Raw genomic sequence first — 12,431 nt, forward strand, 5'->3', positions numbered from 1 at the left:
TTCCTCAAAATCTATTTACAACTTTAATTTTTTTCAGGATTAGAGAGCGTCAGTGCTTTATTTTGTCCGCAACGACCGCATAAAAAAATTTGTCCAGTGCTATATTCCTGAAATGTCATAAACATGCGCCAGGCTTGGATAAAATAAATGGCACGATATTAATCGCATCAATGATAGTTTATCAATAGAACAACTGTTTCAGCTACCAGTTAATTATTTCATCATTATAATTACGCAGCACCTCTGCATGGCTATTATTTTTATATTTTTCAATAATGTGCAACATCCGACGCACGCTTTCTTCAGCTTCAAGCTCCGCTTGAGAGCCACCTAACCTTGTTTTTACCCAACCGGGATTTAATAGCATAACTTTAATATCGCTTGACATGACATCGAGCGCAAAAGAACGCATAACACAATTCAAGGCCGCTTTACTCGCTCGGTAAGCGTAACTTCTGCCCCATTGATTATCACTGATACTTCCTAAAGCAGAGGTGATATTAACGATTAATTTTTCATTCCCTTTAAGCAGAAGCGGTAAAAACGCGTCACTAATCTTAAGCGGGCTTAAACAATTTACATTCATTACATGTAAAAAATTATCCCGGCCAATATTGCCGACAGTGACGCCTGATTGTCCACTGATTCCTGCATTATTTATTATCCAATCCAAGGCCATATCTTTTAGTTCACCTACTAATGCCAATAATTCGCTATCATTAGTCACATCCAATGGGTAAATGGAAATATTCTTTTTTACCTTGGCGTAGTTTTGTAAGTCTAGTGCCTCTTGAGGATTGCGACAGGTTGCTAGAATGTGGTTATTTTGCTGACTAAGCTGTTTGACAAATTCAAATCCCAAACCTCGATTACTTCCTGTAATAAGTATTGTTTTCATAAGTTCCCCTAAAACAAACATCTAGTCTATTTATAGATGTACATACTTATTGTTATAGCAAAAAAGTTTTTTAAATAATCAGCTTGCTGTACAATAAGTCATTTTTCTGTTGAGTATATTGTTATGAGTGGGTATAAAATAATTGCAATAGGTGCTGAGAAAACTGGAAAAACACAATTACTTCGTCGCATTGTGTCTAACAATTTTAGTGAGACTTATAATCCCAGCATGGGTATGGATTTTTATAGTCTAAAAAAAAACAATGACAGCCTACAGCTTTGGGATATTAGTGGTGATTCTAAAACATTGGGTATGGCACTGCCTTTTTTTCGACATGCTGATTTAGGACTTTACTGTGTAGATTTAAGTAATCCAACACTTTTTCAAAAAGAATATTTAGAATCCTTTAAAACGCATAATCCAGATAAAAAAATTATTTTAGTGGGTACTAAAATGGATTTACTAGCAGATACTCTGGAGGAGCAAACTGCAAAAGCCCAGGAAATTTTAAACAATATTGAAGGTTCTTTTGCGACACGTATTGCAGTGTCCGCAAAACATAACACCAATATTGAATCGTTTAAAAATCTACTATTCAACAACACGCTTAGCGATAAATTCGATGTTGCCCTGTCTAAATTACCTATAGAATCTGGTTTATACCTTGCTTTAAAGCAGTTACTGGAAAAAGTTAAGGACACCCCACATGAAAAATATGAGCCCGTTGCTGCAATTAGTCTTGAACTGGTGGATAATCTTTTAAGCAATATTTCAAGCGATAAAAAACAAGAAGCAATTGAACAATTCACAAAAAAATGTGCGCCATATTTTGAAAATGAACATCCGCATGTGATGAAAGCAGTCTTTGGTGTGGCAGCAGTTGCTTTTGTAACCTTGCTTGCAACAACAATAGGCCTTGGCTTAGGCTTATGGTCTGGCCCAGGCGCTATCGCAACAGCGCTGGCTGCTGGTACTACAACCTTTTTAGCAGCTAGTAGCAGTTTTGGAATTTATACAAAAAAAATATCTTTCTTTAAAGAAATCGATGCAAGCCAAGAGATAGAAAATGTTGCTCAATGCGCAGATAGGTTTTTAAATGAAAATCGTCTGTCTTGATAATTGATCCTATTAAAAGTAAACCCGAATTTGGCTTTTGGCCTTCATTCATACTAAGCACCGCTATTGATTAATCCCGGTTGCAAGCAACCGGGCTACGGTAAATTGTAGCCCGGCTGCTCGCAGCCGGGAGAGCTCCTATTCAATCACCACAGCCATGAAAAGCATCTCATCCTTCTTAGTCATTTCATCCATTAATGATCCCCCGGTTGCAAGCAACCGGGCTACGCTAGATTGTAGCCCGGCTGCTCGCAGCCGGGAGAGACACAGCGTTCAACTGCATGGGAAACCTTCCGAGTCTATTGGGTAGACTGTACCTGAAATTCTTTTATTAGCTCGAGTACTTTTTGTTTTTTATTCGCCCATTTTTCAATGACTTCTTTATTGATTGTTTTGCAATTTTCCGCAAGCCATGGACCCCATTGCAATAAAATGGTGGGGGCTTTGATTTGCATACAGCCAACCACCTGTTTTTGGGTGGTCTCTGTACATAAATCCCCTTCTTTAAAGCAATCATGCATTAATTCTTCAGTTAATATTTGCCAGTTAGGCGGTGGTTCAACGCCTAAAAAAGACTTATTCATAATTTGAGGCAGCGCTGTGGAGGAAATCCACTGTACTTGCATAGGCTTAATTCCATTCGCACAAATATTCTTTTCAAAAGAGGTTTCAATTTCTTTGGCTATCGTTTTTAGTTTTTTTTCATTGAAGCAGCCTGCAGAAGCAGAAAGTAATACATCCGAAGCAGCAAAAGTCGCAAGAGCAAAGGAAAATAATACAATCCCTAGGAGTATCGTTTTAATTTTAATCACCATCTCTCTCCATAGATCCTTATTATTACAATTATAGTGATTGATTTTTAAATGACATATTCTATGTCCCCTAAAATATTAACCTGCAGTTTATTGAGTCATTGCGTTACCCTTTTTTATGAATTATTGTTTTCTTTTATTCCTGTCCTAATATATTAATATGGAAATTGATCTTATTGCCCTCGCCATTCCTGTTTTTTTGCTATCAATGGCAATTGAGTATCTCATTTCTATTGCCCAAAAAAAGCCGCTCTACCACTTAAATGATTTCACCAATAATCTTAGTTGTGGCATTCTTGAGCAGGTAGCGATGCTTCCCTTAAGGGGATTATTGATTTTCAGTTATCACTATCTCTATCAGCATTTCGGTTTTTTTGAAATCAATGCCAAGTCGGTAGTGACCTGGATTATCCTGTGGCTAGGGGTAGATTTTTGTTACTACTGGTTTCATCGCGCCAGTCATCGCTGTAATTTTTTATGGACTGGGCATGCTGTTCATCATCAAAGTGAACATTATAATTTATCGGTTGCTTTACGCCAGGGAATCGTACAAACACTGTGTTCCTGGGTCATTTATTTACCTTTGGCATTACTAGGTTTCCCCACATGGATGTTTTTACTCGTGGTGTCTGCCAATACCCTTTATCAATTTTGGATTCATACTGAACTCATACAACGTATGGGTTGGATTGAATATATTTTTAATACTCCCTCCCACCATCGGGTACACCATGGCAGAAATCCGGAATACATTGATAAAAATTACGCCGGAAGTTTAATCCTCTGGGATAAATTATTCGGTACTTTTCGAAAAGAAACCATTCCCGCCGACTATGGAACCACTGAGCCTCTTGCTTCCTGGAATCCTTTTTTTGCAAATGTGAAAGTCCTTTATGACACTTATCGCTATGGCAAAAACTTACCCAGCCTGCGCAAACGTATTCTCGCATTCTTTATGCCGCCGGAATGGATCATTAAACAATTAAGCAAGCCAATAATCATTAAGAAACGTAAAAACGATACAAATATTATTCAATACCCGGGTGCCTATGTGCTTTTAAATCTGACATTAACCATTTTGATGTCTGCGTATTATTTATTTTTTTTCAATTTCAACTTGCCGTTAAGCAGTGTGTTGGGATTTTTTATCGTAATCACTCTTTATTTAATAGGTGTTGTGCTTAACCAGGGAGTTATCATTAACATTCAATATACTGAACTCTTTCGCAGTTTCTTACTACTAATCATCTTTCAGTTCATGTTTCAAAATTATCTAATTGCTTTTACGGCGATGCTTTTGTTTTTTATAGTGAACATTCAAGTTTATAAAAAGCGTTTCGTCCCGAAATTTCTTTTACTGCTAGTCAATAAAAATAAGAGGAAGCAAGCCAATTTATAGTTCATCCAATCGTAAAGATTGCTTAATTTTCCAAAAATCTTTCCAGGGATCTTCTTTTAATTTTTTTAAACGTAGCGGTAAGGTAAAAAGAGTATAGAACGTATCCCTAACATCATGGGTTAACTCGTCCCAATGAACAGGCGTGGCAACAGGGGCATGTAAACGGGCGCGGGTGGAATAGGCACTAATAGCTGTGGCACCACGTTGGTTACGTAGATAATCTACAAAGATCTTTCCCTTTCTTTTTTCTTTTGCCATATTTGTCACATAGGCTTTAGGGTTCAGTTGTTCCAGAAACTCAACGAACACACGACAAAAATTTTTTACCATATCCCAGTCATACTCTGGCCGGATAGGTACTACCACATGCAGCCCTTTACCACCTGTAGTTTTTACAAAGGACGTCAATTTAAAGGCCTCTAAATGTTGTCTCACTTCAAAAGCAGCCTTTACAATATCTTTCCAAGGCACACCAGTACCAGGGTCTAAATCGATTGTCAGCATATCCGGACATTCCAGATTCTCAATACGACTACCCCAGGGATGAAGTTCGAGTGCTCCTATTTGTACCAGGCTTAATAAACCTTCCTTATCGTTTAGATAAATGTATTTTTCAGTCTCATCGTCGGATTTATTTTTGATAGGGACTGCACAAAGTGCTTTAGGTGTGGATTTATAATAATGCTTTTGAAAAAAGCAGTTCTTATAACTTTCCGGACATCTTACCAGTGTTAAAGGTCTTTTTATAAGATAGGGTAAGATATAATCGCTAACTTCATCATAATAGTCAAAAAGATGCTGCTTTGTAATTTTATCTTCTTTATATAGAATTTTCCCAGGGTTAGAGATAGTCCTTTCTTTCTTGGATGGAGATGCTTTGTTTTCAATTTTCTTCATGAATAGCTCTTCCTCCCGTTTTACGGTAAAAGCCTCTTTATCTTTTCTTAAGCCTTTGAAACTGGGATGTCTTAACTTTCCTTCAGAGGTCCACTGGCTAAATTCCACTTCTGCAACCAGAGTTGGCTTAACCCAGGTGGCTTTTTTTGCCTCCGGAGGGGTAGAGTTAAAAGGATTTTCATCACTCAAAACTTTCTGTAATTCTTGATAGACTTCTTGCAATGAAGACTGTGTAAACCCTGTACCTACATTCCCTGAGTACACTAACTCTCCCTCTTCATTAAAAACCCCAAGAAAAAGGGAACGAAAATACTGTCTTGAACGTTGAGGAGGCAGATAGCCACCAATAATAAACTCCTGCCGTTGGCTGCATTTAATTTTTAACCAGGATTTTGACCGCTTCTCGAGGTAAGTACTTTCCACATTTTTAGAAATAATCCCTTCCAAACCCAATTCACAAGATTTATTAAAAACCTCTTCACCATTCCCAATAATGTGATCACTATATCTTAACGTCGAAGGTGCCCCTGTTAGTATTTTTTTAAGAATTTCTTTTCGCTGAAATAAAGGCAAACCTTTTAGATTAAATTTCTCATAATAAAGCAAGTCAAATATATAATAATAGAATGGATAATCTTTATCCCCTTTCATTGCATTTTGTAAATGCTGAAAATTGGATTGGTTCTTCTCATCCAATAAGGTAACTTCACCATCAAATACCGCTTTATTTATCGGTAATTGTTGCAAGGCCTGGACGACATTTTTAAATTTCTTTGTCCAGTCAATATGATTCCGTGACATCAAACGAATCGAGGTACCGTCTTTAAATGCAATAATTCGATAGCCATCAATTTTTATTTCATGCATCCATTGCGATCCCTTTGGTGGCTTATCAACCAACGAAGTTAATTGCGGGGAAACACGTTCTGGAAATGGGCTGGTTTTAAGATCAGCAGGCAGTAATTTATCAATCGCATCTTTTGTTTTCTTTTTTCTACTGGCTTTTAAACCTTCTTTACTACTCCAGATGTTGTCATAATTTTCAGCAATTTCATCCAGCGACTGCCCTGTTGTTACGCTGTCAGGTTTGGCAAGGGTAATATCATACGCATCGAGAGGTTTGGCGAACTCATCCTTGTATTTTATTAAAAACCAGGATTTATCTTCATTTTTAAACCGAATAAGATCCCAGCGGCCTTGCAACTTCTTTGCATGCAATTCAAAACGTAAATGGCCTTTTTCATAGGCTTTGCGAGGATCCTCATCCAATGGTTCCCATTCACCTTCATCCCAAAGCATAACAGTACCGCCACCGTATTCGCCTTTAGGAATAATGCCTTCAAAAGTACCGTATTCAATGGGATGATCTTCCACATGCATGGCCAATCGTTTGACAGTGGGATCCAGGCATGGTCCCTTAGGAACCGCCCAACTTTTAAGAACACCTTCAAGTTCTATACGGAAATCATAATGTAGGCGGCTGGCCGCATGTTTTTGAATAACAAAGCGATGGCTATCATCCTGATGGACTGTCCCTTTTGGCTCTGGTGTTTTCTTAAAGTCTCTTTTTCGATGGTAGACGTCTAATCCCATAGAGCATAATCCCTTTTACCCCCTGTATATTGCTAATTATAGTTGACCTGCTTGGCGTATCCGCAACAATCACGCTTTATCTAACATTTAAATGGAATATAAAAATGCAAACCTTACCATTTCGAGCTAGTCTATATAAAAGAACGTCAAGGAGAGTGTTATGAAACGTCAAGGATCTGCCCAATGGCAGGGAGGCATTAAGGATGGTCAGGGTATACTTTCTACGGAAAGTGGTGTGCTTAATAAGACGCAATATTCATTTACAACGCGCTTTGAACAAGAAAAAGGAACAAATCCAGAAGAATTAATTGCCGCAGCCCATGCCGGTTGTTTCTCTATGGCATTTGCTGCACAGCTCGAAAAAGAAGGACTAAAGGCTGAAAAAATTCACACTGTTGCAACGGTCTCACTTGAAAAATCAACAGAAGGCTTTTCAATTCCATCTGTTCATTTAAATGTTAAAGCTAAAATACCCAATGTCAATGCAGAAGCTTTTGAAATTGCAGCCAATACAGCGAAAGAAAACTGCCCTGTATCCAGACTGTTTAATGCGAAAATTACAATGGATGCCAGTTTGGAAAATTAATTTTTACTGCCTCACGGCAGGCAAATGCGAAGCTGTTTCATGTATTTTAAAATTAAATTCGCTCAAGACTTCTTTTTTTCTTTCTTCCAATTGTTGTTTAATCGATCCTGTACTCTCGATTTCTTCTAACCCTGCGAGCCTAGTTAATTCATTAAGAATCTGACCACTTTTGGTCTCTGACGTATTAAAAGTGCGAGGCTTGTTAATAAATGTGCTGCATCCAGGCAAGTCATAAATTAAATTGAATTGATCCTTATATCCATTTTCAAGATCTACTGCTGCGTTGTAGAGAAGTTGGATTTTTACCGCTTTTTCTAAATGGGTAAGCAGTGCTGGGGTAAACCGGGTCGGTGTCTTAAAAAAGGAATTAGTAGTGTTGTTTAACCCTTGACCTAAAGGACTGGTTAAAATCTTCGTATAGAAATCGAATAGCTGGCGGTTATCATCAATATTTAATGCCGCATAGCTTAATACGCCAGCCAATAAACGATAGGAAGACTCCTCATTGCTTTTTTCTAATGCTGAAACGGTTAAATCAGTAATAGCAAGAATCTTTTGTGAATCATTAAGCTCAGACAATAAAATTATTCCATGCAATTTTTCCATCAATTTAACTGCTTCTTCATCTGATAAATTTTTACACCCAGGCAAACCGCTATAGATATATTCAATCAAATCGTTAACGGGAGTCGAATAATGCCGTACATAGTTGGATAATTTATCTAACAAATTATGTGAAAAAATCTGTTCATAGTCTTCCTCTTTGCAGTTTTCCACAAAATTTCTGGCTTCTAGCAGTAGCTTGCGACCTTTGCGTTTTGCATCCCCATACCCCACTTCACTTAATTTTTTCCCTTTTCGAGTAATCGTTGGTTCTTTTTGTTTTTTTGTCAGATTTTCCAATAGAAGATCGCTTTGGCTTAATCTAAAAATTGCAGACAAGGCAGGCGGAATATCTTTTCTACCGAGTGTGCAGTATTTTGATTCACCGAGGTTTGTCTTTAAATGATGAAAAACATTGGTACGCGAAAGAAAAGAAAGATGATCGACAACATAAATGCCACAGCTTATCCAATCTGTTTGAATCATATTGGCCACTTTTTCTTTTGGTGTTTTTGCAAAAGGACCATCGGAAGGTACATTCACGAAGTAAATATATCCAGCGCCCAAAAGTCCCTCTTTCTCTAAATTAAGGAGATAAACATGAAAAAAACGCCTTGCTTTAGAATCCATTACCGAATCCAGGTTAAAAGCCGCAACACCTCTTGAGGTAATGACGTGATCGATGCAGGTCCAATGCCCCCCAACAAGTACTGCCAACTGAAAACGTAATCCAACCGGTAATTTACTGTGATTTTCCTTTAGAAATTGTACTAGCGCTGCCAGTTCTTTATTATTCTCAAGCGAATAATCTTTGGAATCTTCGCTCGGTGTAAATTCAGTAACCATATAATTAAAAGGTATTCCTTTTCCCAGGCGATTTTGCGCTTTACGTGCCAAAATTACTTTCATTACCGATGCAGGCCATACGATACCTTCAATATCCTCAGGACTTAAGCTTAAATTGTAATTAGTCTTTAGGATTGCATGAACGATTTCACTGCGTGAAGAGTCATATTTTTCTCTCATTTATAGGTATTTACTTTAAATAACATACCTTAAATATAATACAATACGACCACTTTGATATTTTTTTAACCAAAAACAATCATGAACAACGGCTACTTATGAAAAAGAAGAGATACACGCAAACAGGATGCCCCCTCATGAAAGCGCCAAATTAATCAGTAAATGGTGTAGATTCAATATCCGAATCTAGGATAATATCTCCTGCTCAAATAAGAATTTAAGCAAAGGACTTGCAATGCTAAATCCAAGGGATGTCAAAACCATAGACGATGCGAAACAAATTATTGAAGAGCGGAATCTCAGCCATGTTAAAGTGGGAATCTTTGACATTGACGGCGTAATGCTTGGTAAATACATGAGTCGCAATAAATTTTTTTCGGCGCTGGAAAATGGTTTTGCTTTCTGTGATGTAATTTTAGGATGGGATTCCAAAGATAAACTCTATGATAACAGCAAATATACAGGCTGGCATACAGGTTATCCTGACACAGCTGTACGCATTTTACCGCACACTTGCCGCGAATTAGTTTTTGAAAATAAAGAACTGTTGTTCCTCGCTGAATTTGCCAATAGCGCCGAAGCAATTTGCCCGCGTGCCGTCTTACGGCGGACAATTGAAAAAGCAGCAACGATGGGATTTGATGCTTATGCGGCGTTGGAATATGAATTTTTTTTATTTAATGAAACCCCAGAAAGTATCCGCGATAAAGGTTATCGTAATTTACAAACCATTACTCCTGACTTTTTTGGGTATTCCATTATTCGGAATACCGTTCACGCAGAGTTATATCACCAGATCCTCAATATGGGTGAAGTAATGGATTTCCCCATTGAAGGGCTGCATGCTGAAACTGGACCGGGTGTAATTGAAGCAGCTATTGCTGTCGATAAAGCAGACGCGGCCGGCGATAAAGCAGCCTTATTTAAAACTTTTATGAAGGTATTGGCCCAATACAATAACATGATGGCCACCTTTATGGCTAAATGGTCACCCCATTATCCAGGTCAAAGTGGGCATATTCATCTTTCTCTACGCCATAAAAATGACTCCCGCTCAGCTTTTTATGATTCTTCCATGCCTCATAACATGAGCAAAATTCAGCGGCATTTTTTAGCAGGACAACAACAATTAATGCCGGAATTTCTGGCAATGGTTTCACCCACTGTAAATAGTTATACGCGTTTAATTCCTGGTTTTTGGGCACCCACCGATGCGACTTGGGGTGTTGAAAATCGTACAACCGCATTACGTCTTATCCCTGGCAACGATAAATCACAGCGAATTGAATACAGGGTGGGAGCAGCAGATGCTAATCCCTATTTAGCCTTAGCTGCTGCTTTAGGGGCTGGTTTATATGGAATCGAGCAAGAATTAGAACCCGATCAACCCGTTAAAGGCAATGCATATGAGCAGCAACATCGGGAAGAATTTGCCTTGCCATCTACCTTATGGGATGCGGCACAACGGTTTAAAAGCTCAAGAGCAGCGCGTACATTGTTCGGCAATGATTTCGTAGAGCATTTTGCTGCTTCTCGTGAATGGGAAGAACGTGAATTTCGTCGCCATATTACCGATTGGGAATTGGATCGCTATTTTGAGATCATTTAATCCGGGTTAAAAATGAACAAGATATTAAAAACTTACTCTCCTATCGATGGCTCCATTTATGTGGAGCGCCCTTATGCCAATCCAACAGAAATTCAAACCGCACTGTCTAATGCCAAAGCGGCACAGCAACAATGGCGGCAAACTTCTATTACAGAACGAGAAAAATTTTGTACAGCTGCCATCGACGCGCTGGTTGCTAATAAAGAAGCCATTGCTGAGGAAATCTGTTGGCAAATGGGCCGGCCTATTCGCTATGCCCAAGGGGAAATTACAGGTTTGGAGGAGCGCGCGCGTTACATGATTGCCATGGCTTCACATGCGTTAAATCCAATCCGCTTGCCCTTTAAAGAAGGTTTTTTACGGTATATTCAACGCGAACCTCTAGGTGTAGTCTTCGCTATTGCACCTTGGAATTACCCTTTCCTTACAGCCGTAAATGCAATTATCCCAGCGCTTATGGCCGGGAATACGGTCTTACTCAAACATTCCACACAAACCCCACTCGTTGCCGAGCGTTTTGCAGAAGCATTTAAGCTTGCTGGATTACCCGAAGGAGTTTTTCAATATTTGCATTTAACGCATGAAGATACTGAACAAATACTTCAATCCTCGCCAATTGATTACATAGCCTTCACGGGTTCAGTTGAAGGTGGAAGAATGATTGAGCGGGTAGCAGCAGGCCGCTTTTTGCATATTGGTCTGGAATTAGGGGGCAAAGACCCAGCCTATGTACGTGCCGATGCAAACCTTAATCATGCTGTGGAAACAGTAATTGACGGGGCTTTTTTTAATTCTGGTCAATCTTGTTGTGGTATTGAGCGAATTTATGTCCACCGGGATATTTTTCAATCGTTCCTTGAAAAAGCAGTCGCGTTAGTGAAGCAATATAAACTTGGCCGCCCCGATAACCTCGAAACTACCTTAGGCCCTCTGGTTCGTGCCTCTTCTGCAGACTTTGTTCGTGAGCAAATTAGTGAGGCTTTATCACAAGGTGCCGTGGCTCATATTGATACGGGAAATTTTTCAATGGATAAACCTGGTTCAGCCTATATGGCACCACAGCTTTTAACACAAGTTAATCATCAAATGCGTATTATGAAAGAAGAATCATTTGGTCCAGTAGTAGGGATAATGGCCGTTGCCACTGATGAAGAAGCCATTACTTTAATGAATGACAGCGCCTATGGATTAACAGCAGCAGTATTTACTGAGGATATTGATGCAGGAATTGCCATAGGTGGACAACTAGAGACCGGTACTTTCTTTATCAACCGTTGCGATTATCTTGACCCAGCACTTGCTTGGTCAGGTATAAAAGAATCAGGTCGCGGTTGCACCTTGTCTTCTATTGGGTATGAAATGTTAACAAGGCCAAAGTCTTTTCATATCAAAACGATTCTCTAAGGAATGAACGATTATGAGTAAACATTTGCAGGCTAACTGGAATTATCCTACCTCAATCAGGGTAGGAGCAGGACGTGCTAATGAATTGGCCCAAGCCTGCACCGCATTGGGTATGAAAAGACCACTATTGGTTACTGATCCTGTTTTATCGACACTCCCTATGATCGATAAAGCATTACAACAATGTCGGGCAGCGGGTTTATCTGTTGCATTATTCTGCGATATTAAGGGAAATCCAAACGGTGAAAACATTGCAAAAGGTGTCTTTGTGTATCGCGCAGGGAAACACGATGGCGTGATTGCTTTTGGGGGTGGGTCAGCATTAGATGCGGGTAAAGCCATTGCTCTCATGGCGGGACAAAATCGCCCGTTGTGGGATTTTGAAGATTGTGGGGATAACTGGACTCGAGCTAATAGTGCTGAAATTGCCCCTATTGTCGCTTTGCCTACTACGGCGGGCACAGGTTCAGAGGTGGGACGCGCCGCGG

Annotated in this window: 10 protein-coding genes; 6 read left to right on the top strand and 4 right to left on the bottom strand. The window is 39.2% G+C overall.

Annotation, left to right across the window (positions count from 1 at the left end; translation table 11 throughout):
• Positions 1–202: 202 nt before the first annotated feature.
• Entirely contained in the window at positions 203–898 is a 696-nt protein-coding gene (locus Ljam_RS06025; protein ID WP_058449226.1) for an SDR family oxidoreductase, read from the bottom strand.
• Positions 899–1,021: 123 nt separating this feature from the next.
• Between Ljam_RS06025 and Ljam_RS06030 the strand changes: the two genes are divergently transcribed.
• Positions 1,022–2,014 (top strand): GTP-binding protein, encoded by a 993-nt coding sequence (locus Ljam_RS06030; RefSeq protein ID WP_058449227.1) that lies wholly within the window; start codon positions 1,022–1,024, stop codon positions 2,012–2,014.
• 299 nt (positions 2,015–2,313) lie between these two features.
• Here Ljam_RS06030 and Ljam_RS06035 read toward each other — a convergent pair whose 3' ends face one another.
• Positions 2,314–2,829, bottom strand: coding sequence for a hypothetical protein (locus Ljam_RS06035; protein ID WP_058449228.1), 516 nt, complete (start codon positions 2,827–2,829; stop codon positions 2,314–2,316).
• Between the two features lie 157 nt (positions 2,830–2,986).
• Here Ljam_RS06035 and Ljam_RS06040 point away from each other — a divergent pair, with 157 nt between their 5' ends.
• On the top strand, positions 2,987–4,225 hold the full coding sequence (locus tag Ljam_RS06040) for a sterol desaturase family protein (RefSeq protein WP_058449229.1): 1,239 nt from the start codon (positions 2,987–2,989) through the stop codon (positions 4,223–4,225).
• Here Ljam_RS06040 and ligD read toward each other — a convergent pair.
• A complete protein-coding gene (gene ligD, locus Ljam_RS06045) occupies positions 4,220–6,715 on the bottom strand; it encodes a DNA ligase D (protein ID WP_058449230.1) in 2,496 nt (831 codons plus the stop codon). The genes Ljam_RS06040 and ligD overlap by 6 nt on opposite strands.
• A gap of 160 nt (positions 6,716–6,875) precedes the next feature.
• Between ligD and Ljam_RS06050 the strand changes: the two genes are divergently transcribed.
• Positions 6,876–7,301, top strand: coding sequence for an OsmC family protein (locus Ljam_RS06050; protein ID WP_058449231.1), 426 nt, complete (start codon positions 6,876–6,878; stop codon positions 7,299–7,301).
• Between the two features lie 3 nt (positions 7,302–7,304).
• Here the strand turns inward: Ljam_RS06050 and Ljam_RS06055 are convergent, their stop codons facing one another.
• Positions 7,305–8,930 (bottom strand): hypothetical protein, encoded by a 1,626-nt coding sequence (locus Ljam_RS06055; protein WP_058449232.1) that lies wholly within the window; start codon positions 8,928–8,930, stop codon positions 7,305–7,307.
• Between the two features lie 235 nt (positions 8,931–9,165).
• Here Ljam_RS06055 and Ljam_RS06060 point away from each other — a divergent pair, with 235 nt between their 5' ends.
• From Ljam_RS06060 to Ljam_RS15490, 3 genes are all read left to right on the top strand, one after another.
• On the top strand, positions 9,166–10,539 hold the full coding sequence (locus Ljam_RS06060) for a glutamine synthetase family protein (protein WP_058449233.1): 1,374 nt from the start codon (positions 9,166–9,168) through the stop codon (positions 10,537–10,539).
• A 12-nt stretch (positions 10,540–10,551) separates the two neighbouring features.
• Positions 10,552–11,943, top strand: coding sequence for an aldehyde dehydrogenase family protein (locus tag Ljam_RS06065; RefSeq protein WP_058449234.1), 1,392 nt, complete (start codon positions 10,552–10,554; stop codon positions 11,941–11,943).
• A 13-nt stretch (positions 11,944–11,956) separates the two neighbouring features.
• A partial coding sequence (locus Ljam_RS15490) for an iron-containing alcohol dehydrogenase (protein WP_420795606.1) occupies positions 11,957–12,431 on the top strand: 475 nt, incomplete at its 3' end.

Source organism: Legionella jamestowniensis, assembly GCF_001467745.1.
Lineage (GTDB): Bacteria > Pseudomonadota > Gammaproteobacteria > Legionellales > Legionellaceae > Tatlockia > Tatlockia jamestowniensis.